The following is a 26,534-nucleotide window of genomic DNA, read 5'->3' as shown; positions in this document are numbered from 1 at the left end:
TTGATGCGAAATAATTGTACAGTTGCACAACTCGAAGCTTAGGATATGGGTAACCCAAGCTGCATGAACCAAGTGTGCTTGTCTATGTAACCGCGTTGAAAATGGATTTTGCCATCAACAACATGAAAGAAGCCACAGCCTTGCAGCGTAAAACTTTTGCCAGTTGGTAGGTGGCCACCAAACTCACCTAGAAATGTGCCGCCACCAGTCCACTCGACGATCGCCCACTCGCCATCCTCAAACAGATTCTCAACGTGCGTGTAATTGTCGGGAAAGGCTTGGAAGAAGGTAACAAAACTCTCAAGCAATGCCTCACGCCCGTTGAGAGGAGCGCCAAAGGCAACTTGATGGTTCTCTGCATCGTCGTGATAAAGCTCGATCAGGGCGTGAGGGTCACGAGCGTTATAAGCAGAAACCCAGTCTTCGAGAACTTGCTTGGGCGTTTTCATTTTTGGTTCTCTAATACAGATAAGTAAAGATATTAGTTAGCACCTTCTCACCCTCAAATTTACCGACTCGGAGGGCTGCTCGGAGGCTCAGTTTCCGGGGGATCGGGAGGGGGAGATTCAGCATCCGAAGGATTCAGCGACTCCTCCCAAACTTCGATTTGCGATCGAGCTTGCTCAAAAGCCCGAGTACCCGAAGGAATTTTTTTCAAAGTCGCGATCGCCCCAGCCAGATCCGACGACGACTGTTCCACACCAAGCGCCAAAATCCGCTGGCTCCACTCATCAATCGCCTCACTCGCCTGCCACCGGAGCGAACTCGACTCCGGCACCTGAAGGGCCAGCGCAATAGCCGTTTGCAGAGCCTCCGCAGTCCCCGCTCGGGCGGCCTGACGGGCGTTCTGCAAACCTTGCTCCCCCTCAAATTGAGCCTCCCAAGCCCGAATGTTCGATTGAGCTTCTTCATAAAGCACCCGTCCCGATCGAATCCGGCGGGCCATCTCAATTGCCTCCGCCAAATTGCCGCCTGCCGCTAGCTGCTGAGCTCTATCCAAAAACGGCTGGTCAACAAGCCTCTGTCTCCTCTCGATCCAAGCTTGAATTTTGGTTTGAGCTTCCACGTAAAGCGCCCTACCTCTAGCTATCCGAGAAGCTTGAGCCACAGCAGCCTCCAGAGAATTCGGATCGCCGGTACTCGCCAAATCGTTCGCTCTTTGTAAATACGGACTGTCTTCCAGCAGCTCGATTTGACGGCTCAAGCTGCTAATTTGACGGAGAGCTTCCTGGGAGCGGGGATTTGATTCCGGGACTGTTTGCAATTGGGCGATCGCAGCCCTCAAATCATTTACCCCTCCCGGCGCCGCCAGCCTGCTTGCCAAATCCAAAACTTTCACATCAGCCATTTCTTGCTGCCAGCGGCCGACTAAATTTTGAGCTTGTTTGTATAAAGGGCGACCCGAATTCAACTTTTGAGCAATCTCGATCGCCTTGGAGAAACCCTCAACAGAGCCAGTCAAAGCCTGAGAAGTAGCATTCGCCAACTCATTAAAATCTTGTACTTGTTCCCTTAAATTTGCAGTGTCGGGAATCTTGTTAGCGATCGCGATCGCCTGCTGCCAATCGCCAGCCTGCAAGCGTTTTTGGGCGATCTCCAAAATTTTCTTGCTAAATTCCGCGATCGCCTTATTGGCAGCTTGATACAAATAACTCTTTTGACCAATTCCCTGAGCCAGCTTAATCCCCGCCACCAGATTGTCGAGACCTCCCTCCGAGGCTGTATTCCGGGCTTTGACCAACTTATTGCCCTCAGTCCGAGTCGCCTGAATTAGCTTAGTCAATTCCTCGTACTTAGTCGATTCCCAGAAAGTATTTCCCAAATCCAAAAGCAAAGTAGCTTGGCGGAAAGCCAGCGTCCACTCTTCCTTACGCAAGTGGTCTTCGGCCGTGCGGTAAATTTTCTCTGCTTCGCTCCATATCGACTGCCACTTTTCAATCTGCTTTTCCACCGTCGGGTAAGCAGGAACGTTTTGAGGAACCTTCTTCGCTATCGCAATCGCCTCCTGCAGCTTTCCTTCTTGGAAACTAGCATTTCCCAGCCTGAGCATATCCTCCGACCACCGAGCGATTTGACCGTTAATTCTCGGCCGCAGCGGATGGTTTTGTGGCAAAGCATTCACTAATTCGATCGCCAACAGCAAATCATCTGCCGTCCGCTTGCTTGCTGCTTCTTGAGCGCAAAAAAAGCGATCGTTAGCAGAAGCCGTCGGCCAAAAAATCTTTGAGCAATTCGACTGCGAGGTCAGGTTGAGCAAAGACGCAATTGCCACAAACCCCATACCCACCGACAGCAGCAAACTCACCGCCAGCCAAAACTGCCACTTATTAGACCAGCTCCGCCACAACTTGTGTGGCCCGGGCGGCTGCGAGTTTTCCCCAGACAAATTCGGCCGTAGTTCCAAATGCCCTCCCGGCAGTTTTCCCGAAGTAACCAGCTCTCGGAGCTCTTTAAGTCGTTCAGCCCGGTTTTTCCTTGCTGGTAACCGCACCAGCGACGAAGTATCCTTTGTTGACTCCAAGGATTCTGATGCAGACCAACGGCCTGGTGTTTTGCGATCTTGACTCATATCCTCACCACAAACAACAACCCGCCTGTCTTAATTATTTCAAAACAGCGATCGCTGCTATTGACTGCTCTATAGAATGTATTCATCACTTTTAAATACTCCAGCAGGCGAAAGACTACAAGAGACGATCGCCAAACCACAAAAATCAAAATTTTGTGATTAGGTAATTGATAATGGGTAATTGGCAATTGGTCAAGGCCTTCATCCCGACTCGCACTCATTATTGCCAATTACACATTATTGTCTCAAGAACCGGAGTTCGAGCGCAAATCGCCGATCAGTTCTGCAAGTTGGTCGCTGTTAGCTTTGTAAACCTCGTTGCAGAAATGGCACGTAGCCTCAGCCCCGCCATCTTTTTCAATCATGTCTTGGAGTTCCGCTTCGCCCAACATTTTCAAAGCTCCCAAAACTCGATCGAACGAACAGCCGCAGTGAAAGCGCACCATCTGAGTTTCCGGGAAAATTTCCAGGCCCATATCTCCCAGTAACTCTTCGAGAATCTGGTGGAGCGTTTTGCCCGATAGCAGCAGTGGCGTAAAGCCCGACAATTCAGCAACTCTAGATTCTAAAGTTTGCACCAATTTTTCGTCCGTTGCCGCCTTCGGCAGAACCTGCAACAGCACACCCCCAGACGCTTGTACCCCGCCCGCCCCCACAAACACCCCCAAAACCAGAGCCGAAGGCGTCTGCTCCGAGGTTGCCAAATAGTGAGTCAGATCGTCGCCAATTTCGCCGGAAACCAATTCTACCGTACTTGAGTAAGGGAAACCGTATCCAACGTCCCGCACCACGTACAAATAACCGTCACCTATTGCCCCGCCCACATCGAGTTTGCCTTTAGCATTGGGTGGCAGTTCCACTTCGGGATTGTCCACATAACCTCGAACTGTTCCATCGAGTCCCGCATCAATCAGAAGCCCCCCCAGCGGCCCATCTCCTTTGATGCGAATGTTGACTCTCGATTCGGGCCGCTTCATGCTGGAGGCGAGTAACAGCCCTGCCGACATCGTGCGCCCGAGGGCCGCTGTAGCCACGTAGGAGAGCTTGTGCCGCTGTCTTGCTTCTTCGGTAAGGCGGGTGGAAATGACGGCTACAGCGCGAATTCCGCCCTCTGCGGCTGTAGCGCGAATTAATTGATCGGCCATGAAAAACCTTACTTTGTCTTTTGATACCTTCTTGAACTATTTTAGAAGTTCTTGAAGGTTGTGGCAGAAGAGAGCAGCAGTTGACTCGGCGGGCCTGTCCGTGCGAGCGAACTTCTGAACTCGCCTCTGTTTTCTATAAAACCTCGATCGAGCAACTATTTATTAACAAATACTCTGATTGATTCTTCCACTTAAATATTTATTTAATATGCCCGCAATAAGGACTGCATTTATTTTCCATCATCTACCCGGTTCTCAGTCCTTTTATAACAACTAATCACTAATGACTAACAACTAACAACTATAGCAATCCTAAATCATTTGTGAATTTCTTACTCCCTCCCCTTTATAAGGGGAGGGCTGGGGTGGGGTAAAAAGTTTACGACTCATTTATGATTGCTATAACAACTAATGACTAAAGCTTATCTTGGCGCTAACCAGACGATTACCAAACCTTTACCTTGGCCGGCTAGAGTGAGATGCGTAGGTCTCAGACCAATGTTTTTTAGCTGGAAATAAGGGATATGCCACCAACATCCAAAGCACTTTTAGCGGAAATCCAGCATAACACAGGAGCGAGCCGAAACTTGCATTTTTATGCCAAGGGCGAAACCATTCCTATGATGTCGCACGGTCTTTGGCGAGTCTGTCAAGGTTTAGCACAACTGAGTACGCTTTATCCAACCGGGGAAGAAGGACTTTTGGGTTGGGTTGGACCTTCGATGTGCTTCGGTTTGTGGTTGACAAACTTGCAGACTTACCGAGCTACGGCGACATCAGATATTTATTTGATGTGGTATTCTATGGTGGAAATCGAAGCTTCTCCTCAATTGGCTCACGAGTTGCTGCCTCAAATGGTACGGCGACTGCGGCAAATGGAAGCAATTTTAGCGATCGCCGGACAGCGGCGAGTAGATGACCGTTTGTATCAGCTACTGCTATTATTGCAACAGGAATTCGGTCAGCCTGTGGTTGAGGGAACTCGTTTGAATATCCGCTTGACACATCAAGATATTGCTAATGCGATTTGCACGACGCGGGTAACAGTAACTCGAATGCTGGGAAAATTGCAGCAGCAAGGGTTAATCAGTCGAGATGGCGATCGGCATTTAATTCTTAACAAAGATGTTTTTGCGTCCAGATCGGATTTGTTTGGCTGCAACCCTCAAGCAGTGTAGCAAGCGCAGAGAAAAATCTTATTCTGCTTCGCCAATCAGCGTAAACGCGGCCCAATCTTGCGGAGTTGGGTGCATCTTCATTGTCATCAGCATCGCTTGCCGCAAAGCTTGAGCTTTATTCGGGTTCTTCTGTAATTGGCGATAGAATTCTGCCATTAATTCCGCTGTCGGCTCATCGGGCACTAACCACAGAGAAACGATAATACTGGAAACACCAGCACTAATTAAAGCACGAGATAATCCAAGCACACCATCACCTGTGAGTTTTCCTCGGCCAGTATTGCAAGCACTTAATACCACTAATTCAGCATTTAATTTTAAATCCAAGATTTCACTGGAAGTCAGCAATCCGTCATCATTTGCTGATGGAGCTAGGGCGATCGCTCCCGGTAAATCTCGCCTCTTCACTTCATTGAGTAATCCGTGAGTTGCCAGATGAATAATTCGGGCTTTTAGCATCTGTTGAACAATCGATGCTTTAGTGGCTTGAGAGCCTGTAATCGGTTTAGTATTCAGAAGTTGGGCAATTGTAATTGCTTCCTGTTCGCTGCCCGGTAAGGGAGCTAATTGGCGCGGCGGTGTGCCAATTTTGGGCATAATTGGATTGCCTACAACTAAGTTATTCTGGAGAGAAAGTTGTCGGAGTTTTTGCCGTGATTGGCGGGTTAACTGCAAAATTTGAATGGCGGGAGCGGTGAGGATGGTATGTTTTTCAATCAAATATTGACCTGTCGGATCTTGTAAGGCGACAAAGGGAACTAAAAACAGGGATTGATGGGGAATGAAAATGATAGGAGCATTCGGGTCAGTAGGTAAAAGATCGGCAATGGGTTGAATGAGTAGTTGATAAATTTGCTGTAATTTGGGGTAGATTATCCGAGAATTAGCAGTGGTAGAAGCAGGGGGATTAGCTGTTTGTTTATTGGCAATGTCCCCCGCGGCCGATACACCCAGAGCCTCGCGAGTGCCGCGAATCATCTCAGCTAAGGCTGTATCTTGCTCGTTTAATCCTCTCCTCCCGGTAGCAGCAGATACTCTTGTCTGTTCGGTGGCTTCGGGTAGATTGATTTTCAGAGATTTGATATCAACGGAGCGAAAGGTAATTTCACCAGTCGGCTTGATGACCCAAATATAGAGGGCTTCATTCCTAATAATGGAATACTCGACGAGGGTAGCGTTTTGCTCTTTAGCGATTTGTTGAATTTGCTGGATATTGGGCGGGTTGATAGTAGTTGGGACAGACGCAGATGCGGCAAGGCGAGATGCCAATAACTCCACAAAAGCTCGGGCTCTACCCCGTTCGGCAATTTCTAAAGCGTCGTTAGTTTTTTTCTGAGCAATGAAGACTTGTTGTAAAGTGACGTAGGGGCTAGTTTGGGTTTCAAATATTGACACTTTATTGGCATCGTCTAATCCAGCACGGAGAGATTCCAAAACTTTAATACTATCAAGTAGGGTTTTCTCTGCTGCTGGGAGATTGCCAGAGTTGGCGAGAGCCAATCCTAGATTGTTGAAAGCCACCCCCTCGCTTTGGCGGTCTTTAATTTCTCGCGCGATCGCCAACCACTGCTGAGTGTACTCGATGGCTTTGGCGTAGTCGCCGAGGGAAAGGTAAGCAATTCCCAGACTTCCTAGAGCCCCCCCCTCGCTTTGGCGGTCTTTAATTTCTCGCGCGATCGCCAAGTCCTGCTGAGCGTACTCGATGGCTTTGGCGTAGTCGCCGAGGGAAAGGTAAGCACTTCCCAGATTTCCCAAAGCTTTCCCCTCGCTTTGGCGGTCTTTAATTTCTCGCGCGATCGCCAACTGCTGCTGAGCGTACTCGATCGCTTTGGCGTAGTCGCCGAGGTTACCGTAAGCAATTCCCAGATTTCCCAGAGCCCCCCCCTCGCTTTGGCGGTCTTTAATTTCTCGGGCGATCGCCAACCACTGCTGAGCGTAGTCGATCGCTTTGGCGTAGTCGCCGATGGGAAGGTAAGCACTTCCCAGATTTCCCAAAGCCGCCCCCTCGCTTTGGCGGTCTTTAATTTCTCGCGCGATCGCCAACTGCTGCTGTTGGTACTCGATCGCTTTGGCGTAGTCGCCGAGGTTACCGTAAGCAATTCCCAGATTTCCCAGAGCCACCCCCTCGCTTTGGCGGTTTTTAATTTCTCGCGCGATCGCCAACTTCTGCTGAGTGTACTCGATGGCTTTGGCGTAGTCGCCGAGGTTACCGTAAGCAATTCCCAGACTTCCCAGAGCCACCCCCTCGCTTTGGCGGTTTTTAATTTCTCGCGCGATCGCCAAGTCTTGCTGAGCGTACTCGATGGCTTTGGCGTAGTCGCCGAGGTTACCGTAAGCAATTCCCAGATCTCCCAGAGCCGCCCCCTCGCTTTGGCGGTCTTTAATTTCTCGCGCGATCGCCAACACCTGCTGAGCGTACTCGATGGCTTTGGCGTAGTCGCCGAGGCTACGATAAGCAATTCCCAGACTTCCCAGAGCTTTCCCTTCACCTTGGCGGTCTTTAATTTCTCGATAAATTATTAGTGCCTGTTGCCAAGACTGCAATGCAGCTTGAAAGTGACTAATCTGATACTGCTGAATCCCTTGCTGTAACAGTCGGTCTGCTTCGGCTTTCCGCTCAGCAGAAGTTTGAGCCAAGGCCTGAGAATTGATTATTTTAAATTGAGAGTTAGGGATAAACCGAAACTCACCTACAGTCAGCGCCGATAAGATTGAGAGCGGTGCCGACAATCCAATTTTTTGCAGTTTCATAACTTTTGACAGGCATCTGGTTTGAGCATCCGCTTGACACATCAAGATATTGCTAATGCGGTTTGCACGACGCGGTTCAGTTGACTGTTGACTGTTGACTGTTGACCGCAAGATAGCGACATCTACCTGGAAGGAAGAGGATTGGAGTAAGGAATAGTCTTTTTTTGATTTCTCCCGATCGGGGTTCGGGCTTTAAACCAATTCTTTCTGGTAACAGTAACGCGAATGATGGGAAAATTGCAGCAGCAAGGGTTAATCGTTCGAGCTCGCCATCTCGGTCTTTAATTCTTAACAAAGGTGTTTTTGCGTCCGCCTCCGATTTGTTTGGCTGCAACCCTCCAGCAGTATAGCAAGCGACAGCCATTTGCCTCTACATAATGCTATCTAATATTAAAGCCCCAATCGAATTGCATCACAATTGTTTGTCTTGATTTCCCTCCCCCTATTTACAGCAATACATTTGTTGCCGGAAAAGATATCATGAAGCGGTGCATCTATTTAGGGAAAAACTCAATGGCTAACTCAACTCCAGAAACACCGCAACCAGACAAAAAAGAATTAGCTAACATCACAGCTAAACCTCAAGAACAACAAGAAGAACCGCCAAATAAGGGTGACGGGCGGAAATAGTCGATCGCCCAGAATGATACCGCAGCAGAAGCTAAAGAAACCGGGTTTTTTGACTCTTATTGAAGGTTTTAACCAAATATTTTGGTTAAACAACCCGGTTTCTAGCTACCCGCGCGTCAAAGAAATAACTTGACAAATTATTCAGTTTGTGTAGTTGCATTGTTCGATCGCAAGTTCGGCTTTCCCGGCTTTCCACGGAGGCCGTTTAAAGAAACCACATCAGCCTCAGAACTCTCCCTCGCCACCCGAATCAGCAACCCCGACAACAACAAACTTGCCAACATCGAAGAACCCCCGTAACTAAAAAACGGCAGTGGCAAACCCGTAGTCGGCAAAACCCCGGTCGCCACCCCAATATTCAGCAGCGACTGTCCCACCATCACCACCATCACCCCAATCGCCACCAACTGACTCTCACTATTTCGAGCCTTCATCGCTACCCTCAACGCCACAGTAGAGTAAGCCGCCAACATCAGCAACAGGGAGAAACCTCCCACCAAACCAAACTCCTCAGCAAACACAGCAAAAATAAAATCGCTGTACTGAATAGGCAAATAAAATAACTTTTGCTGGGACATCCCCAAACCCACACCCCAAACGCCCCCAGAACCGACAGCCAGGAGACTTTGAATCAACTGATAGCCGTCTTGCATCGGGTCAGCCCAAGGATTGAGAAAAGACATAATCCGGCGGCGCTGATATTCCCTAAAACTAATACTTAAAACGGCTAAAAGCATTCCTCCCATAGCCGTTGCGCCCAACTGCAAGTAAGGCAAGCCCGCAGCCAAAGCCACCAACCACAAAGTCATCCCGCACAAAGCGGTGGTACTTAAATTCGGCTGCAACAAAATTCCCAACAGCATTGCACCGAAAATTAACAGCCAAGTTAAGCGAACTTTATTCGTCAACCGGGACCAGTTGCCGAAAATGCGGGCGCTTTGGAGAACAAAAAACGGCTTGATCAACTCAGAAGGTTGAATAATCGGAACCGGACCCAGAGATATCCAGCGAGTCGCCCCGTTGATTGTGGTTCCTACCCCCGGAACCAAAGTCAGCCACAGTAGTCCCAGCAGCAACAAAACGCCTAACTGAGATGTTTTCATGATGTAGCGCAGTGGGGAGTACACCATCAAGTTAAAGCCGGCCAGCCCGATCGCCACTGCGACTAGCTGTCGTTTAAAATAATAAAGGCCGTCTCCAAATTCATAATTTGCAATGGGATAGGAAGCCGAAAACAATGCTGTCAGCCCTACAAACAGCCACAGAAAAGTCAGCCACCTCAGCCACCGGGCCTCAGCGGCCCATTGAGACGCGCTGGGGTCAAAAAAGGGAATCAAGCGTCGAATGTCATTAGCCATAGGATTTTAGAATGCTCTCAATAAACTCTAACAAAGATGGCTAAAGTACCAGATTGGTTAATTTACGCATTAATCTGCTCGCTATTATATGGTTTGTGGGGATTTTTTGGCAATTTAGCGACTAAATATATTGACTACAAAACTGCTTTTGTTTATGAAGCAATTGGCGCTATCTTAACTACTTTATTTATTATTTTCCACACTAATAATTTTAGTTTTGAGGGAGATGTTAGGGGAATTTTGTTTGCGATGGTAGTTGGCGTTTCTGGCACTGTGGCATCATTAGTATTTTTTATAGCCCTTGGTAAAGGTGAAGTTGCCAATGTAGTGAGTGTTACGTCTATCTACCCGCTGATTACTATATTATTATCGTCTTTATTCTTGAAAGAGGCTATTACATTACCACAAATGCTTGCTGTTTTGTTAGCGATAATCGCAGTTATACTTTCTGCTTATTGAAATATTTGTCAATGATTAAATTAAAAACGCTGGACATTCTTTCTTCTGCTATAACAACAAAAAAGAGGTCATCGCGACCTCTTACCCCTCTACTAATCCAGCTTCGGCTCTTAAAGTAAACCTGTATTAGCTCCGGGCTTACCGGTAGCCAGTTGCACTTTAATAATTCTGCCGCCCATTTTCATAATTCTTTGCTGTTCCCGGAACCAGTTGTCGTAGGGAACCAGCTTAGTAAAATAGGTATTTTGCAATTCGCGCTGAGTGCGGATGCGAGTTTGACTGGGGACGCAAGCAGTCACCTTAAACATTCTCATTGGAAACTAACTCCTGAGTAGGTTTACAGATTTTTAGATGGATTTTTTAAAGATTGAAGGCAGGGAGTTACGAGTCAAAACTAGCTCGTTAAAACTCGTCGGGCTTTCTCGACAAGCCTTTGACGGTCTAGCAATCACTCTCAACTTCCCTGACCTCTTTTCAAAGCCAAAGGTAACAAGTCCAAAGTTAAAAGTTAAAAGAGGCAAGAAATAAGTGTTATTTCTTCTTCCTTCTTCCTTCTTCCTTCTTCCTTCTTCCTGAGTCTTAGCTCAAGCCAGAGCAGATGTAGTCGAAATAGACGCCCATTTCTTTACCAGCGTCAGAACCGACCAAACCAGCGGTGACTTCTTTCATTGCTTGGATTGCTTGTACGGTAGAACCGATGGGCACGCCCAAGGAGTTGTAGGTTTCTTTCAAACCGTTGAGCACGCGCTCATCGAGGATGGAAGGGTCGCCAGCCAACATAGCGTAGGTGGCGTAGCGGAGGTAGTAGTCCAAGTCGCGGATGCAAGCTGCATAACGACGAGTGGTGTACATATTGCCGCCGGGACGAGTTACGTCAGAGTACAACAGAGACTTAGCAACTGCTTCTTTGACGATTGTGGCTGCATTGGCGCTGATGGCTGTAGCGGCGCGGACGCGCAGTTCGCCAGAAGCAAAGTAGTTCTTGAGCTTGTCTAGAGCGCTGATGTCGAGGTACTTACCTTGAACGTCAGAGGAATTGATAACGGCGGTAATTGCGTCTTGCATGGTTGTCTTGTTTCGTAGAAAGTGGCTGAGTCAGTCCAATTTTGGAGCTAGAATTTGGAATTTGGGATTTGGGATTTAAGATTTTTAAGTGGCTGGTTATTTGCAAAAGCTTTTAACTTGTTGCCGGCAACCCCCAATTTTTCAATCTAAAATCAAAAACCTAAAATCGAAATTCCTTACTGCATCGCACCGATAACGTAGTCGAAGTAAGAGGAAGCTTCGGAAGCGTCTTCTCCAGACAGCAGCGAGCTTGCTGCACTTTTCATAGCGCGAATGCCTTCGGCGACGCCTTCAATCGGGGTGCCGAGAGATTTGTACATTTCGCGGACGCCGACAATACCGATTTCTTCGATCGGAGTAATGTCGCCAGCTACGATTCCGTAGGTGATCAAACGCAGGTAGTAATCCATGTCGCGCAAGCAAGTTGCGGTCATTTCTTCGCCGTAAGCGTTGCCGCCGGGAGAAACAATATCAGGGCGCTTTTGGAAAAGTTGGTCGCCTGCTTGCTTGACGATGCGTTCGCGGGATTCGCTCAAAATTTGGGCGATGCGGACGCGGCGTTCACCAGAGGTGACAAAGCTCTTGATCCGATCTAATTCACCTGGGCTCAAGTAGCGAGCTTCGGCGTCTGCGTTGACGATTGATTTGGTGACGATACTCATCTTGTGTGTACCCGCTGGATATTTTGCTATATGAACTGCTCTGCGCTGGGCTAGCGAAGGCGGGCGCTTGCGTCCCGTATCTTTCCTGCTCAGGCAGGAGCTTTGACGGGGAAGGCTGGACTTTCCACACTCAGCAACTGTTGAAGTTGTTGGCGGGTGACTGCCTTCGGTGCTTAACGGCGCTCGTTCTTCACGCCGGTGCGGTTGTGAGTGCTCGCACTAAGCCTGTCGCTTACAATACCACAAATGACTGATGCGATCTTTAATTTACGATCGAGATTGCAGCAGGCCACTTAGTGGCGATCGAGTGACTGTCCGGCAGTTAGTAAGGATATTGCTTCTCTGACACAACTACCTCTCGCAAGTATTTTGAGGCATTATGTTCACATTCTGAGTGTTACTGTAATAGTTTGTAACATTCCTTTTCATATTTGGGCCCTCGCTAGGGTGTTCTGCGTTAAAATTTCACGGATAAAAAATCGCTATAATTCCCTCGCAGCAAGGGTTACAGGCGATAAATTATTAAGGGGGATTTGTGGCGGGCGACGGCGCAACGCTCAAAGACTTTTCCCTGAGAGGGAAGGGAGACAGGCGGGAGATAGAGGGGGAGATGTGCGATCGTCTCACATCTTGCACCATTCTGAATAAGTCTTGGACGGGGGGGATCTCCTGCCAACCCCTACTCCTCACAAGAAAACTCACTCTTTGCGTTTGTGCAACAGGCAGTCGGGCCTGTTCTCGATCGTGATGCCAGATATTAAGATCGTCGGAAATCGTAAGTTTCGAGCTTGTAGCTAGATTTGACTCTCACTTTTAATCTGGTGCGCCGTGAAAAGAAATCTATCAGCCCTTAAAAAAGCTTTACAGTTTGGCATTAGCGGTGCTGTCGGCGGTTTCGCCGGCAATCTAATCACCGAACCTTTCATGCAGGGGCTCACTGGTTCGGAATCTGTTTTTGACAGTGTATTGTCCACAGCTCGCTGGTTTGGATTGGTAGGCGGTGGCATTGCTACTGCTATCATGTTCGGCTATTATTACTATATCAAAGGCAAGCCTCAAATTAAACAGGCTTTAAAAAATGGCGGATTGTTTGGTTTAATAGCAGGAGCGATTTCTGGGGCGATTGCCGAAGGTATTTACAGCGGAATTGGCGACGGAAACAACGAATTATTGCGAGTAATTTGCTGGGGAATAGCTGGCAGTTTGTTAGGACTGGGACTTGCACAGCGGATTCCTAATTTGGGAGCGCTTCGCGGCACGGGAGGCGGCGGTGTTGGAGGAGTTTTGGGCGGCTGTTTGTTTATTCTGTTTGCTTACAATCTATCCGGTACCGCGGGCCGTTTAGCTGGCTGTGCTGCGATCGGTTTTTGGATAGGCATCATGTTGGTTGTAGCTGAAACTTTGTTCAACAAAGCTTGGCTGGTAATTAGTTACGATACCGGAGCAAATCGCACTCTCACTCTGGGCTCGGAACCTATCACTTTTGGCAGTGATGAAAATTTGTCTATTATCTGCATTCCTAATGTTTCGCCCTTGGCTATGCGGTTTCAATTGGAAGCAGGTCAAATTGTTTGCGAGAATCTTGATAGCGGGGCGGTGAGTTATTTGCGATCGGGCGACCAAAAGAAAATCGGCAACTGTACAATTACAGTAGGAAACTCTGACTTGCCAGCCCCAACACCAGCAAATATTCCGCCTACCTTTATATCAGATCAGCCCGCAGTAAATTCTTTTACCAGCAGCCAACTTTCTCTGAAATTAGGCAGTCGAGTTATTCCTCTGAGTGCGGGAACTCAACTATTCAACTCTGACATACCGAGTTTAACAGCCGCAGCATCTAACGGTCTTGTAGCTATAGTCACTTCTCGATCGAGAAACGAGCTTTCGTTAGGATTGACCAATTTGTGCGATCGCGCTTGGTGGGCTACAGACATTCAAGGCGATATAAAAATGGTAGAACCTGAAAGTACCCTGACTTTGGCATTGGGAACTCAAATCGAATTCGGTGAAATGGACGGCGAAATTGTGTAAGTAAGCGAGTGCAAACTGAGATATTGCACCATTGTCAATAAACCTTTCATGGGCGGGCAGGATGCCCACCCCACAAGAAAATTTACTCTTTGTGGAACGGGCATCTTGCCCGTTCTTAACAATGATTCAAGCAGAACTGCTGCTAACTCCATTAATTACCGCTGCACCAATCAAATGAGCTAAACGCAAAGCTTCAGGAACTTTCCCAGTGTCTGTCAAACGCTGAAGCACCAGCGCAATTACTTCGGGTTTTTCGCCACAAACTTGAAAAAAGAAAGGTTCAAAAGCGTGAATTTTCCCGGCGCGGCGCAACAATTCTAAACGGTATTCTGAATCGGGTAAATGGCGGAGGGCTTTTTCAACAGCAGCTAAATCTGGTGGGCGGCGCATGACAGCAACGCAAGGAATTTGCAGCCGCGATGCTAACTCGGGAAGGTCAATAATATTGAAGCCGCCGAAAGCAATTCCGTCTAGCAAAACGAGATGCAATTGCGGCAGAAATTTGCCTCCGAGGAGTAGCCCAGAAATAGCATCCGTGGCATCTAATCCGTCTGGGAAAACTTGTCCCCACACCATTCCTTCAAATCGAGTTCCCCCGCAGACTATGCCTGCGATCGACACCCGACTGCCACTTGTACGAGAAAACGGAGCGTCGTCAAAGCCAATAACCTTAATTGTGCGATCGAGCCTGAGCAAATCTGCCAGTTTCAACTTGTGGAGTTCCCTAAACTAAAGTTTTTGAGATTAGGTTGTGTTTTACATAGTATCATATACGTTAAATAGCTCGTTACTAAAAAGGTTTTAGACAATTGGCCAAAAAATACGTAGCAGCGATCGACCAAGGAACCACCAGCACCAGATTTATCATATTCGATCGCCGCGGACAGATAATTTGCAGCAACCAACAAGAACACCAGCAAATCTATCCCCAACCAGGATGGGTTGAACACAATCCCGATGAAATTTGGCAGCGCACCCAAAGCGTGATTAAAAATGCCCTCGAAATCGGCAATATCGACCCGAAAGATATTGCTGCCCTCGGTATTACCAACCAGCGCGAAACTGCAATTGTTTGGGACAGAAAAACTGGCAAGCCTTACGGCAATGCGATTGTTTGGCAAGATACCCGCACTCGCTTTATTTGCGATCAATTAGCTGAAATTGAGGGCAAAGCTCGATTTCAAAAACGATGCGGTTTGCCGCTGGCTACTTATTTCAGCGGGCCGAAAATTAAGTGGATGCTGGACAATATTGCAGGATTGCGGGAAGCTGCAAATCAAGGGGATGCGATTTTTGGCAATGTCGATACTTTCCTAATTTGGCACCTGACTGGCGGCGCGCACATTACCGATGTTACCAACGCCAGCCGCACGATGCTGATGGATTTGCAAACCCTCGATTGGGATGCCGAAACTTTGGAAATAATGGCAATTCCCCGCCAGATGCTGCCAGAAATTCGCCCTTCGAGTCAAGTTTTTGGAACTGCAAAAGGATTGCTTGCAGGTGTTCCGATTGCTGCTGCTTTGGGCGATCAGCAAGCAGCCCTCGTCGGACAAACTTGTTTCAGTCCCGGGGAGGCAAAAAATACTTACGGCACGGGCTGTTTTATGCTGCTGAATACTGGTGAGGCGATCGTCCCTTCAAAAAACGGGTTACTGACAACAGTCGCCTACAAGATGGGGGAATCGCCCGCTGTGTATGCTTTGGAAGGCAGTATTGCGATCGCCGGAGCTCTAGTGCAGTGGCTACGGGACAATTTGGGCATCATCAACACATCTGCGGAAGTAGAAACATTAGCAAATACAGTCGAAGACAGTGGCGGAGTTTACGTTGTTCCGGCATTTTCTGGACTCTACGCACCTTATTGGAAAGACAGCGCGCGGGGAGTAATTGCAGGTTTAACTCGCTACGCGACTAAGGCACACATTGCCCGCGCAGTATTGGAAGCTACAGCCTGGCAAACCCGGGAAATATTGGATGCGATGAATCAGGATTCGGCTGTGCAGCTTTTGTCTTTAAAAGTAGACGGAGGTATGGTGGGAAATCATACGTTGATGCAGTTTCAGAGTGATGTTTTGGGAGTGCCTGTGGTGCGGCCCGTGGTAGCAGAAACTACTGCACTCGGTGCGGCTTATGCGGCTGGTTTGGCGGTTGGTTTTTGGAGTCAGCTAGCCGAATTGCGCGACAATTGGGCGGTGGATTGTACTTGGGAACCAAAAATGCCGATCGCACTTCGCGAACAAAAATATCGCTTTTGGAAAAAAGCAGTTTCCCGCACATTCGATTGGGAAGAATAAATAGCTGAGTTAACCCCAAAATGCGTATTTAGTGATATCCTTAAATCCAGCACTATTTTTTAACTTGCAAATAAATGATTTCGCTAAAGAACTTAAAAAAAATTCTCACCGCCTTTCTATTGATACTGACACTGGCATTTGTAGAAATCGCCACTAATTCCCAAATCGCCCTCGCAGATACAGCTACAAATCCCACAACCGCAGCCGAAGTCTTCAGCGCCAACTGTGCAGGTTGTCACATTAACGGCAGCAACATTATCCGGCGCGGCAAAAACTTGAAACAAAAAGTATTAAAAAAATACGGCATGGATTCCATCGCCAACATTTCCAACTTAGTAACCAACGGCAAAGGTATTATGCCCGCTTACAAAGATCGTTTGTCGGAACAACAAATTATCGATGTTTCAGCTTACGTGCTATCCCAAGCTGAAACCGATTGGAAATAAACCAGACTATCTACATTGTAAGACCAGGTTTAGCGCCTAACTTCAGGAAACCAAGCCGAGGTATAATGTAGGGGCAGGTTTAGCGCGTAACTTGGTAATAGATGAATAATCTTTATACAAAGCCTGCCTGCTTCTTGTCTTCTATTGTTTATCCCTTAATAATCTCAATACAAACCTGTCCTTTTTTCTGTTGTTTGCTAAAAAAATGTAAACTATTGGAGGTATTGGAAGTTGAAAAAATATTATTGTTGGCGTAGAACTTTAACTATTATTAGCTTGTGCTTGTATATAATCTTAGCGGTTAACCCGCCTGCTTTCGCCTCGATTTACAAATATCCAGAAACTGCCGAGACAGTAATGTTCCGATCCGTACAAAGCCTGCGTGATACAGATGACAAAGCATGGCAAGTTGTTTTGTACAAACGAGTCAAGTCGGGAGTAGTAAAGTCTTTAAATCTGAGATTAGTAGGATTTCCCGGAACAGAATTGCAGCACCCGGTTCCGCTGAAAGTTGCGGCGGGCAAGCGCGAAATTGGCAATGCTAATGATATTTGGAACGAGTCGGGTTTGCCAATTAATGTCGGAGAATACGATTTCAAATCAATAATTACACAACTGGAAAGTAATCGACCTTTGCTGTTGAATTTTCCCGTAAAAAATCAAAAAGAAACAGAATTGCTGGTTCCTCCTTTTGCTGTCAGAGAATGGCGACTGTTGTTAGACAGAAACTAAATATACCAATTTAAGCGCACTCTACATTTAACATCGATACAATTTCCAATGTCACAAATCGCTATGTTTAAATTATGCCTTAAGGTAGATTTAAGGTAAGGGAAGAATAATAAAGGCGGACCACAACTAAATAGCTCAATTTAATCGCACTGTACATTTAAAATCTCTACAGTTTCCTGGATGTATCCAAAATAACTTTATTTACATACACCTTAAGGTAGATTTAACCTATTTGAAGTGTAATTATGAAACAAACTAAAACCTGAGTTAGTCGGGTGACAAAACTTCAGTGTTTTAATGTAGGTGTATTCAGGGTGAATCTAGTATGACTTTAATCAGTAAAATTGTCCGAAAAGCTTTGGCAACAGGTTGCTTAACGGTTGAGGCCGAAGAACAGTTGCGACAGCAGTTGCAGATGACTAAGTACGGTTTAGAAGATTTTGAGGCTTTTATTAATTTGCAAAAAGAGGTGATGGAGGGTAGGGTGAAACAGCAAGCTTTGGAATTGTTACGATCGCGCAAATGTTCTGTGACGGCTTAAATCCAGTTCGATCGACCTTTTGGATAAAATAAGGTCGATCGACCTTCGTATGTTGATCGGCCTTTCGGGCGCGGACTAGGAGGGCCCACCCCACAAGAAAATTCACTCTTTGTGGAACAGGCCGGAAAGCCTGTTCATAAAAATGATACGCCAAGCCTGGAAAAAGGTTTCTACTGCATTCCTAGCTGTCGCCTTAACGCTTCTGGGACATTAACGGCTGTATCCAAACCTCGAACATTGTCCCAGTTTGTGTCTTCATCCCATTTGATATCTTCAATAGTGCGATCGCCGAGGTGTGCGCCGATGAGGTCTGCGCTGCTGAGGATTACGCCACTGAGTTCTGCGCCAATGAGGTTTACGCGGCTGAGGTATGCGCCGCTGAAGTCTGCGCCGCTGAGGTCTGCGCCGCTGAGGTTTGCGCCGCTGAGGTATGCGTCCCAAAGGTCTGCGCCGCTGAGGTTTGCGCCGCTGAAGTTTGCGTCAAGGAGGTATGCGCCGCTGAGGTCTGCGCTGCGGAGGTCTACGCTGCTGAGGTCTGCGCTGCGGAGGTCTGCGTCGCTGAGTTCTGCGCCCATGAGGTTTGCGCCGCTGAGGTCTGCGTCCCTGAGTTGTGCGCCGCTGAAGTCTGCGCCGCTGAGGTCTGCGTCCCTGAGTTGTGCGCCCATGAGGTTTGCGCGCATGAGGTTTGCGCCGCTGAGGTTTGCGCCACAGAGTTCTGCGCCAATGAGGTCTGCGCCACGGAGGCTTACGCCGCTGAGGCTTACGCCGCTGAGAAATCTCCCAACTGTTTGGAGAAAGCCAAAATCCCCAATACAACAGCTATAACCGATGAGACGCAACAACCGACTTGCATCGTCAAGTTCACCTTCAGCATTAGGTTCCCCACAAGGATAAAACACCATTTTGTCTTTTAATTCATCTCTCTGCTGACCGTAACGGTGCAACTCCAACAGCAAAATCATCACATTCAAACCAGCATAAACATCTATTTGTCGCTGTCCCAAATCTTTGGTTTTCAATTGATCTCGCAGTAGGCGCATCTTCTTCTGAGGCCAATTTTCCGGCGGCGCATCAATAAATTCCCCTTCGCACCACCGCACATAAAAATTTTCCAGACGCTGGAATAGCTCCACAGGGTGAAACAGATTTTCCTCGCCAAGAGCAACCGGAGTTGTTAACAACCCCATCAAATATTCCACAATTTCTTCCGTCAGGGCCCCATAACCCAACAAATCATAAATTTCCCAGTCCATCTGAGAGTCTTGAGTATTAAATCCTCTACCTTTCTTTCCCGGTTCCGTCCACTCTTCCAGACTTTCTTTTAATCGTTCCGCACACAAAAATTCACCAAAACTCTTGTGTACAAACTCCACAGAACCTTCTTTACTGCCTTGCTGAAGATAAAAAACTGCCAAAGCATTTCTTAGAGGATCATCAATCCGTTTTTGTGCGTCCTCAAGAAATTTTTTAGCTGAGTCATGTGCTTTCAATCGTTCCTCAATCATCGCTACAGGAGCGCGTTCCCCTCCAGACTGCACCACGCACAACCCTGCTTCTGTCAAGATGCGCCGCAAATTCTCTGTGTTCAATCCTGTTAAATCGAGATTGAGTGATTTAGAGCGTTGTTTTGTGAGTACCCAATTCACAGTTTTGTTGTAAATCAAAATTTTTGCTTGAGTGCTGTTAGTTCCTTGAAAATCCTCAACTTTCATGATTTTGTCTCGGTGCATCGCCGCTAACAGATAAAGCAAGAGCGGCTCTCGCGACAGTTCTGATTTTACATTCTGTGGACAGCATTTATCTTGCAAAAAATTCTGAAAAGCTGAGGTTTTTTCTGCCCCTAATTGGGCTTCCCACTTGCTCAACCACTGTTGCTGTAGTCCGTCATCCATTATCTGAATTTCGACTCGATCCAAGTTATCTGGCATTTGCCTTTCAATCCCTTGCAAAGCTAAAGTTCTGCCAGTAATCAAAACCCGATGCCCCATTTCTGAATTCTGATCGCAGTCCCGCTGAAATTGTCCTACTTGCTTGAGAAATTGCTCTAAACCGCCGCTGCTTCTCCCCTCCATCAGCAACTCATCAAAACCATCCAAGAAAAACAAATATCGTGTGTTTCGATCCGTCAACCAGCCGTCATCGTTAGGAAAACCCGCAGTAACTGCATATTTTAGCGTCTCTCGAAAATTATTTTGCAATTTAGGAATATATCGCAGTCGAATTAACACGGGCGTCCAAACTGGATGCAAATTTTGCCGCACCCAGTCAGCAAACATCCGACAAAAAACGCTTTTACCGCGTCCAGGTCCAGCTTCGACGAACATCACCTGATTTTGTTTGTTTTCATCCTCAAGCAATTGCTTTGCCCAAGTTTGTAAATCGAAAGCTTCTGCATCATTTATGAGCTTGCCATTTGCATCAATTGGCTTTGCTTTCAGAGGCACGTAGATATCTTTGAATGAAAATTTTTCTTTAAATACCGGTTCTAGCGGTAGAGAGGAAATCTGTTCTTGCAGGTAGTTGTCAATGCTGTGATATTTCTGCTGTTCCTCCCGCCATTCGCTGATAGAAGGCTGTCCAAGATGTTTCATTGCTTCGCCGGAAACTGCCCAAGCTTGGATCAAATAGCGGTGAGTATTAGCAGCAACTCTCTTTGTCAAAATTTGAGCTTCATCGGCATTGAGTCCGGCTTGTTGCAGCCGTTCTGATAGCACTAGGTTAAATTCCGTGGCTAACATCGAATCGCGGAAGCAAATAACAGTGTCTTTGGCTGCTTTATCGCTCAATTCCAAATCCGCCAATTTCTTAAGCAACTGCTTAACTTTATCGGAAACAGGAGTTTGCCCGATGCGATTTAACAAACTTGCGTCTTCTTCAAGAAACTCTTTAAAACTTTCCAGATAAGCCGCCTGACTGACGAGGAAAATGCACTCAGCTAAAGTCGGCTGCTGTTGAGTTTTTTCGATAAAAAACGCCAGCATTTTCGCCGCAATCCCGATAAATGGCAATCCAGTTCCCACAACTTGAGCTAACGGAGAGTTCAAAACCTCTAGCAGCAAGTTGCTATTGTCCAGCCCTTGTTCTTTGAACATTTTTGCCAATTCTGCGGCTGTTTTCCCTGCTTCTCCGATTCCCTCCGCTGCTTCGGCGGAAAACAGTTCTTTGATATCAGTATTTAATAATTTCCCGATGCGATTTGCCATTTTTACCTGCCCTATTTCAGAAGAGAGAATCCGAGAAAATCTACATTTAACTCTGTAAGCATTCCGTAGTTCGTCGCCACAAATCTGTTCTCAAACTAACAAATAGAAAAGATTAACTCTCTTTAACCTTGACAAAACTCCAACAATCCGCAATAATAGTAGATTGTCTGTCTAAATCCGGCTCGGATCAGGTTAAGACATTCCAAAAGCTGGAGAGCAGTCAGCAGTCAAAAGTCCACAACGACCAATGACCAAAGACTCATCAGCTACCTGTACGGCAATTTCAACCACCATCCCATGACTTACGCAATCATTGAAACCGGCGGCAAACAATTTCGGGTAGAACCAGGCCGCTTCTACGACATCGAACTGCTTCACGTCGAAGCTGAATCCAAAGTCACCATAGACAAAGTATTTCTGATCCAGCACGAAGGCGAGGTTCATATCGGCCAGCCTCTACTAGAAAATGCCACTGTAGAAGGAACGGTTCTCCGGCATTTCCGGGGCCGCAAAGTCCTCGTCTACAAGATGCAGCGGAAAAAGAAAACTCGGAAGAAAAAAGGGCACCGTCAAGAAACAACTCGCTTCATGATTGACTCGATTAGCGTCAACGGTACAGTCTTAGCCGCCAGAGACTTAACTGCAGCAGTTGTGGAAACCCCCCAAACCGCCGAAACTGATTCAGAATAAAAAATAGTAAATACAGTTGAGGATATTATGGCCCACAAGAAAGGTACAGGCAGTACACGTAACGGACGCGACTCTAATTCTCAGCGTCTGGGTGTCAAAAAGTACGGCGGTCAAGTTGTCCGAGCAGGCAACATTTTGATCCGTCAGCGCGGCACCAAATTTCACCCTGGTAACAATGTTGGTATCGGCAGAGATGATACTCTGTTTGCCATGATTGACGGTGTGGTGACTTTTGAAAGAAAGGGCAAAACTCGCAAGAAAGTCAGCATTTATCCTGTTGTAGCAGCACCTGTGGCTGAACCTGTGGCTGAAGCTGTCGCAGTTTAGTTTCATGGTTCCTAGGCTATGCCTGGGAACGCATATAAGCAAGGCTCTGCCTCCTGATTTTCTATGTTATTAGAAAGTTACAGGAGGCAGAGCTTTTTGCAATTCGTTTCCCCGGAGAAAGGACTCTGGGTGCTTACCCAGAACCAGAAAAGCAGGAAAAATTCTCGTTTTTACTCCTAAAACTTGGCTAGCCTCCTCCGACAATTGTGACAACTTCTAAGATGTCGCCCTCTTGCATCTGTGTAGTTTCCCAAAATTGTTTGTGCAGAATTTCGCCGTTGTACTCCACAGCCACCAAGCGCGGGTTTAATCCCAATTGTTCTAGTAATTTTGGTAACGGTGTGTCGATCGCACAATTGCGGGTTTCTCCGTTAACTTGCAGCGCAATTTGATTTATCATCAGTAAAATATCGGTTTTCAGGGCGGGTTTTGTAACAAAATTATATTTTATGCACAGATTTCCTGTGCTAAACCCGCCCTACAAATCGCAAATAAACCTAGCTTTTTCCGTGCAAAGCTTTCTGAGCTTTCAGATTCTGCATCCGAATCAACTGCGAGATGAAAAACTGCGTCACTAAAGTAGGCTGTTCTGCTTCCATAATCGCGCGTACTGCGGCAACCCTTTGAGCTCCGGCATTCAATACTTCATCGAGGTTGTTGATATCAATTCCGCCGATCGCAAACCACGGAATCGGCGACTTATCAGCAGCATACCGCACATAATCCAAACCCGCAGCCTGTTTATCAGGTTTAGTAGGAGTGGAGTAAACCGGCCCAACTCCAATGTAGTCGGCTCCCTCTTCAATAGCTCGCTGCATTTCCTCGCCATTTGTAGTCGAACGACCGATGATCCGTCCCGGGCCGAGCAACTTGCGCGCTTCCGCCACAGGCAAATCTTGCTGTCCTAAGTGTACGCCGTCAGCATCCGCTGCGATCGCAAAATCCACGCGATCGTTCACAATCAGCAAAGCATCGTAGCGGTGACAAAGTTCGCAAAGCTTGCGCGCGTTAGCCAGCTTTGCGCCGTCGTCTGAGCTTTTGTCGCGGTACTGCACCAAAGTCAGTCCGCCTTGCAAAGCAGCTTCCACGACTCCCAACAAGTTGTCTCTCGGCGAAGTTACAAGGTATAACTGCGATCGAAGTAACTGCTGGTAGCGCCGGTAAGCCAGCAAATTGCTTTCGAGAGTATAAACCCGATAGCGCATCTGCTTAAAAGCCGCGCCCATATTCCGATCGTAAATTTTGCCATACTCTTCGAGTACCCGCAGAGCTTCTTCCACCCGACAGAAATTCGCCTCCAGTAGCTGCTGGATGCTCGAACGCTGCTCTTCCTGCGGGTGAGTCAACTCCGTACCCGGATCGGCAGGTGTATCCCTAGCACTGCGAAGTTCTGCGACGTGCCAAGCAGCCAATTCTTGACGCAGTTGCTTGCACTCGCCAGCTAAATCCGCGTTGTTGAGACCAAACCTGCACCATTCTTCAATAATTCTCAACCCTTCGCGCGATCGATCTAAATTTGCATCTAAGATCCGGCAGAGGGCTGGCTGTGCCGGTAAAGTTCTGTTTTGTTTGTCGGTCATTCAGAACCACCCTAATTATAATTAATTTTACCAGTCAAACCGCTACATTGTCCCACGCCGTATAGATTCTAGTACAGCGATCGGCTTAATTTTGGCATCAAGCGATTTAATTCAGACAAATTTTTAAGTTTTATTGAATTTGAGAAAAACGAAGCATAATAGATCAAACTTGATGAGAGTGAAATCGTTAAGCTGCATACCACACTTGGGAGGAGAGCCGTGAGGTTAGCAGAACAACACAAAAGATTAAGGGAGAACAACCCAAACAGGCGGGTGAAATCAAAGTTCGATCGCGAAAACCCGACACGAAACACCGGAGGCGAAACTCGGATCACAGATAAGTTGCGTTTTTTTATGCTGATGTACTCACAACCGACCAGGCGCAAAGAAAAGCGATCGCAAAACAAAGGTTTGAGTTCTTGCCTTCTGCTCGTTTTTGCGATGACCGCCCTTTGCAACCATCAACCGTCAGTTATCGCAGCCGGGATACCGGGAGTGCAGCTACTTTCTCAGACCCTGCAGAGCGACATTAACATACTGTACGTCAGCTCGACCGGCGGCAGCGACACGGGGGGCAACGGCAGCGATCGAGCTCCGTTTAAAACCCTTACCTACGCCTTAAGCGTGGCGCCGCCCAAAACAGCGATTTTGCTAGCGCCCGGTACTTACAGCGAGCAAACCGGCGAAAAATTTCCATTAATGCTCAGGCCCAGCGTGACAGTTCAGGGAAATCCCAACACTCGGGGTCAGAATATTGTCATCAAAGGCGGAGGATACTTTATCAGTCCGACTTCGGCGGGTCAAAATATCGCGATTTTAGGCGCAGACGGGGCGGGACTCAGCGGGGTGACGGTGACGAATACCAACGATCGCGGTTACGCTTTGTGGATCGAATCGAGTTCTCCAACGGTTGTCAACAATACTTTTTCTGGCAGCACTCACGACGGCATTTCGGTAGTGGGTACTTCCAGGCCGACGATTGGCGGGAATGTTTTCTCGAAAAATGGAGCTAACGGCATTACGATTTTTGGCAGTTCCCAGCCGGAAGTTCGAGATAATGTGTTTGAAAACACGGGATTTGGGGTGAATGTAGCGCAGAACGCTTCGCCTCTGCTCATCGGTAACAAAATTACTCGCAATAAAGACGGCGTGGTGGTGCAAGCTAATGCTAGACCTGTGCTGCGTAACAATTATATCGAGAGTAACCGGCGGGACGGAATTGTGGCGATATCGAGAGCTCTGCCGGATTTGGGAACTGCAGCCGAACCGGGGGGCAATGTTATTCGCAACAACGGTCAGTACGATGTCAACAATGCAGCCAAAGGTCAAGTAATCCCAGCTTACGGGAATCAATTATTGAGCAGCCGGACGACGGGCTCGGTTGATGTGGCGGGAACTTTTACCCCTGGGCCAATGGGGGGAAGTGCTTTGCAGCTAACGACCGATCGACCTCCCAGCATCGGTGGCCCAGACACTTCTCTCCCGGTTTACACTCCCGGCCGGCTAAGTCCCAGAAGTGAAAGAGCGCCACTTCCCCCGCCTGCGCCCGTTTCAAGGCGACCGGTGCAAAATCGATCGACACCGCCAAGCGCTCAGTTGCAGCAAGAGCTTTCTCCGAGGAATGCCGCTGCTTCAGTGGTAGTCCAAGGGGCGATCGCAATTCCCGTGCCCGATCCGAGTTTTCGATCGGTTTCGGAAATTTCGGTACAGCAACCAATGATTCCTCCCAATTTTGATAGTTCGAGTTCGGTTTCTTCCGAGGGTAGATTGCCGGTTCCGGGCCGCAACATTCCAATCGGAAGGGGCGGCTATGTACCTGCACCTTTAGGAGGGAATTCTTTGCCCGATGCCGCGGATAATTCGCCGTCATTCGATCGAGCCAGAGCTTTGGGTTTCCGGTATCGAGTTGTGGTGGATACCGACAGTTGGCGCGAGCGACAAAAAATGCAATCCCTCGTTCCCGGTGCTTTTCGCTCTTTTTCCAGCGGAAGATCGGTGATGCAAGCCGGTGCTTTTCGGGAACTCGAAAAAGCTGAGGAATTGCTACAAATGCTCAGCACTAACGGTTTGAATGCTCGAATTGAGGAGATTAAATAGTTATTGGAAATTGGGCATTGGGCATTGGGCATTGGGCATTGGGAATATCCTTTCCGGCTAAGCTGTTCGGCATTTAAAGGAGCTTAACCAATAATATCATGTCCGGTCGATCAACCATGATTAAACTTTTGCCTCCGGCCACCAATAGAAATGAGTCAAACCACTGATTAACTGTTTGAGATTTAACAGTTTTCGACACCGCTCAAATAAAACTGCTTCTAATTCATCTAAGTTTTTAAAACAGCGATTGGCTATCGGTTCATTTGTCTGCAGGCCACAGTCTTTCACGGCTGTTGCAGTTCAGGTGAATGTGAAGGCAGACAATATAAATGTATCCCCAAGGGGATTTTCACGCTTTCACTCAAATGCCATCCGGCTCCATCCACTACTAAAACCACTCTTTTTTTCGCTCCGACTTTCCAATGTCGGGCAAAATCTTTTAAAACTCGATCAAAAAGCTGGCTATTGACAAATGGCAGTATCCACGCCTTTGTTTCTCCCGTACTCGGATGTACAAAACCGTATAGCCATAACCATTGAAACCGCCAGTTAACAACAGCAGTAGCATTACTAAACTCATCCACCCATTCTCGTCTTAGAATAGGTTTCAACCCGAGCCGATGTTCGTCCATTGACCATACTTCTACGTCGCTTTCTGGGTTCTCTTTCTTGATTTTCAAGACAAACCGACGCAGATTTTTTCCATTCCTGCAAGTTCTGCGGATATCTGATTCCTGGTGTTCTGGACGAGGAACTCTCAATCGAAACTTCAT

General features: G+C 47.5%; 25 protein-coding genes. 11 read left to right on the top strand and 14 right to left on the bottom strand.

Going from position 1 to position 26,534, the window contains the following annotated elements:
- Nucleotides 1–38: 38 nt before the first annotated feature.
- From QUA47_RS08865 to hslO, 4 genes are read right to left on the bottom strand one after another with little or no spacing between them, the layout of a single operon-like run.
- Nucleotides 39–449 carry an ester cyclase gene (locus tag QUA47_RS08865; RefSeq protein WP_333430476.1) on the bottom strand — a complete coding sequence of 137 codons (411 nt, stop codon included), beginning with the start codon at nucleotides 447–449 and terminating at the stop codon, nucleotides 39–41.
- A gap of 59 nt (nucleotides 450–508) precedes the next feature.
- The gene (locus QUA47_RS08860) at nucleotides 509–2,569 is read right to left on the bottom strand and encodes a hypothetical protein (protein ID WP_333430475.1); all 2,061 of its coding nucleotides are present in this window, start codon (nucleotides 2,567–2,569) and stop codon (nucleotides 509–511) included.
- Nucleotides 2,566–2,790, bottom strand: coding sequence for a hypothetical protein (locus QUA47_RS08855; RefSeq protein WP_190655615.1), 225 nt, complete (start codon nucleotides 2,788–2,790; stop codon nucleotides 2,566–2,568). The genes QUA47_RS08860 and QUA47_RS08855 overlap by 4 nt, the downstream gene beginning before the upstream one ends.
- Nucleotides 2,791–2,814: 24 nt before the next feature.
- The gene (gene hslO, locus QUA47_RS08850) at nucleotides 2,815–3,714 is read right to left on the bottom strand and encodes an Hsp33 family molecular chaperone HslO (protein ID WP_190655617.1); all 900 of its coding nucleotides are present in this window, start codon (nucleotides 3,712–3,714) and stop codon (nucleotides 2,815–2,817) included.
- A 524-nt stretch (nucleotides 3,715–4,238) separates the two neighbouring features.
- Between hslO and QUA47_RS08845 the strand changes: the two genes are divergently transcribed.
- Nucleotides 4,239–4,892 carry a Crp/Fnr family transcriptional regulator gene (locus QUA47_RS08845; protein ID WP_333430474.1) on the top strand — a complete coding sequence of 218 codons (654 nt, stop codon included), beginning with the start codon at nucleotides 4,239–4,241 and terminating at the stop codon, nucleotides 4,890–4,892.
- A gap of 18 nt (nucleotides 4,893–4,910) precedes the next feature.
- On the opposite strand, the gene QUA47_RS08840 is transcribed toward QUA47_RS08845, so the two are convergent.
- Nucleotides 4,911–7,643, bottom strand: a complete 2,733-nt coding sequence (locus QUA47_RS08840) for a CHAT domain-containing protein (protein ID WP_333430473.1) — start codon at nucleotides 7,641–7,643, stop codon at nucleotides 4,911–4,913.
- 225 nt (nucleotides 7,644–7,868) lie between these two features.
- Between QUA47_RS08840 and QUA47_RS08835 the strand changes: the two genes are divergently transcribed.
- Nucleotides 7,869–7,928, top strand: coding sequence for a hypothetical protein (locus QUA47_RS08835; protein WP_333430519.1), 60 nt, complete (start codon nucleotides 7,869–7,871; stop codon nucleotides 7,926–7,928).
- Between the two features lie 482 nt (nucleotides 7,929–8,410).
- On the opposite strand, the gene QUA47_RS08830 is transcribed toward QUA47_RS08835, so the two are convergent.
- Nucleotides 8,411–9,631, bottom strand: coding sequence for an FtsW/RodA/SpoVE family cell cycle protein (locus QUA47_RS08830; protein ID WP_333430472.1), 1,221 nt, complete (start codon nucleotides 9,629–9,631; stop codon nucleotides 8,411–8,413).
- Nucleotides 9,632–9,667: 36 nt separating this feature from the next.
- Here QUA47_RS08830 and QUA47_RS08825 point away from each other — a divergent pair, with 36 nt between their 5' ends.
- Nucleotides 9,668–10,090: an EamA family transporter gene (locus QUA47_RS08825; RefSeq protein ID WP_190734960.1), complete on the top strand. Its 423-nt coding sequence runs from the start codon at nucleotides 9,668–9,670 to the stop codon at nucleotides 10,088–10,090.
- A 110-nt stretch (nucleotides 10,091–10,200) separates the two neighbouring features.
- Here QUA47_RS08825 and QUA47_RS08820 read toward each other — a convergent pair whose 3' ends face one another.
- The 3 genes from QUA47_RS08820 to apcA form a co-directional block, all read right to left on the bottom strand.
- The gene (locus QUA47_RS08820) at nucleotides 10,201–10,404 is read right to left on the bottom strand and encodes a phycobilisome linker polypeptide (RefSeq protein ID WP_006634929.1); all 204 of its coding nucleotides are present in this window, start codon (nucleotides 10,402–10,404) and stop codon (nucleotides 10,201–10,203) included.
- A gap of 265 nt (nucleotides 10,405–10,669) precedes the next feature.
- Complete coding sequence (gene apcB, locus QUA47_RS08815; protein ID WP_006634930.1) at nucleotides 10,670–11,155, bottom strand: allophycocyanin subunit beta; 486 nt, start codon at nucleotides 11,153–11,155, stop codon at nucleotides 10,670–10,672.
- A gap of 176 nt (nucleotides 11,156–11,331) precedes the next feature.
- Nucleotides 11,332–11,817: an allophycocyanin subunit alpha gene (gene apcA, locus QUA47_RS08810; protein WP_006634931.1), complete on the bottom strand. Its 486-nt coding sequence runs from the start codon at nucleotides 11,815–11,817 to the stop codon at nucleotides 11,332–11,334.
- Between the two features lie 828 nt (nucleotides 11,818–12,645).
- Here apcA and QUA47_RS08805 point away from each other — a divergent pair.
- Complete coding sequence (locus tag QUA47_RS08805) at nucleotides 12,646–13,848, top strand: FHA domain-containing protein (protein ID WP_333430471.1); 1,203 nt, start codon at nucleotides 12,646–12,648, stop codon at nucleotides 13,846–13,848.
- A gap of 126 nt (nucleotides 13,849–13,974) precedes the next feature.
- On the opposite strand, the gene QUA47_RS08800 is transcribed toward QUA47_RS08805, so the two are convergent.
- A complete protein-coding gene (locus tag QUA47_RS08800) occupies nucleotides 13,975–14,559 on the bottom strand; it encodes an endonuclease dU (RefSeq protein WP_333430470.1) in 585 nt (194 codons plus the stop codon).
- 98 nt (nucleotides 14,560–14,657) lie between these two features.
- On the opposite strand from QUA47_RS08800, the gene glpK reads away from it, so the two are divergent.
- From glpK to QUA47_RS08780, 4 genes are all read left to right on the top strand, one after another.
- A complete protein-coding gene (glpK, locus tag QUA47_RS08795; RefSeq protein ID WP_333430469.1) occupies nucleotides 14,658–16,145 on the top strand; it encodes a glycerol kinase GlpK in 1,488 nt (495 codons plus the stop codon).
- Between the two features lie 74 nt (nucleotides 16,146–16,219).
- A complete protein-coding gene (locus QUA47_RS08790) occupies nucleotides 16,220–16,591 on the top strand; it encodes a c-type cytochrome (RefSeq protein ID WP_333430468.1) in 372 nt (123 codons plus the stop codon).
- 231 nt (nucleotides 16,592–16,822) lie between these two features.
- The gene (locus tag QUA47_RS08785; protein ID WP_333430467.1) at nucleotides 16,823–17,323 is read left to right on the top strand and encodes a DUF3122 domain-containing protein; all 501 of its coding nucleotides are present in this window, start codon (nucleotides 16,823–16,825) and stop codon (nucleotides 17,321–17,323) included.
- 325 nt (nucleotides 17,324–17,648) lie between these two features.
- Complete coding sequence (locus QUA47_RS08780) at nucleotides 17,649–17,864, top strand: hypothetical protein (RefSeq protein WP_333430466.1); 216 nt, start codon at nucleotides 17,649–17,651, stop codon at nucleotides 17,862–17,864.
- Nucleotides 17,865–18,034: 170 nt separating this feature from the next.
- Here QUA47_RS08780 and QUA47_RS08775 read toward each other — a convergent pair whose 3' ends face one another.
- A complete protein-coding gene (locus QUA47_RS08775) occupies nucleotides 18,035–21,067 on the bottom strand; it encodes a pentapeptide repeat-containing protein (RefSeq protein WP_333430465.1) in 3,033 nt (1,010 codons plus the stop codon).
- A gap of 297 nt (nucleotides 21,068–21,364) precedes the next feature.
- On the opposite strand from QUA47_RS08775, the gene rplU reads away from it, so the two are divergent.
- Together rplU and rpmA are read left to right on the top strand one after the other, a co-directional pair.
- A complete protein-coding gene (gene rplU / locus QUA47_RS08770) occupies nucleotides 21,365–21,757 on the top strand; it encodes a 50S ribosomal protein L21 (RefSeq protein WP_006634941.1) in 393 nt (130 codons plus the stop codon).
- 27 nt (nucleotides 21,758–21,784) lie between these two features.
- Nucleotides 21,785–22,084, top strand: a complete 300-nt coding sequence (rpmA, locus tag QUA47_RS08765; protein WP_006634942.1) for a 50S ribosomal protein L27 — start codon at nucleotides 21,785–21,787, stop codon at nucleotides 22,082–22,084.
- A gap of 187 nt (nucleotides 22,085–22,271) precedes the next feature.
- Here rpmA and thiS read toward each other — a convergent pair whose 3' ends face one another.
- Nucleotides 22,272–22,484 (bottom strand): sulfur carrier protein ThiS, encoded by a 213-nt coding sequence (gene thiS / locus QUA47_RS08760; RefSeq protein WP_015176890.1) that lies wholly within the window; start codon nucleotides 22,482–22,484, stop codon nucleotides 22,272–22,274.
- A 97-nt stretch (nucleotides 22,485–22,581) separates the two neighbouring features.
- Nucleotides 22,582–23,664, bottom strand: a complete 1,083-nt coding sequence (locus tag QUA47_RS08755) for a thiamine phosphate synthase (protein WP_333430464.1) — start codon at nucleotides 23,662–23,664, stop codon at nucleotides 22,582–22,584.
- A 273-nt stretch (nucleotides 23,665–23,937) separates the two neighbouring features.
- Between QUA47_RS08755 and QUA47_RS08750 the strand changes: the two genes are divergently transcribed.
- A complete protein-coding gene (locus tag QUA47_RS08750; RefSeq protein WP_333430463.1) occupies nucleotides 23,938–25,761 on the top strand; it encodes a DUF1565 domain-containing protein in 1,824 nt (607 codons plus the stop codon).
- 284 nt (nucleotides 25,762–26,045) lie between these two features.
- Here QUA47_RS08750 and QUA47_RS08745 read toward each other — a convergent pair.
- The coding region (locus QUA47_RS08745) for a transposase (protein ID WP_333430462.1) at nucleotides 26,046–26,534 on the bottom strand (489 nt) is incomplete at its 5' end.

The sequence above is a fragment of the Microcoleus sp. MON2_D5 genome (assembly GCF_036701905.1).
Taxonomy (GTDB): Bacteria; Cyanobacteriota; Cyanobacteriia; order Cyanobacteriales; family Microcoleaceae; genus Microcoleus.
This window is presented reverse-complemented; position numbering and strand designations above follow the sequence as displayed.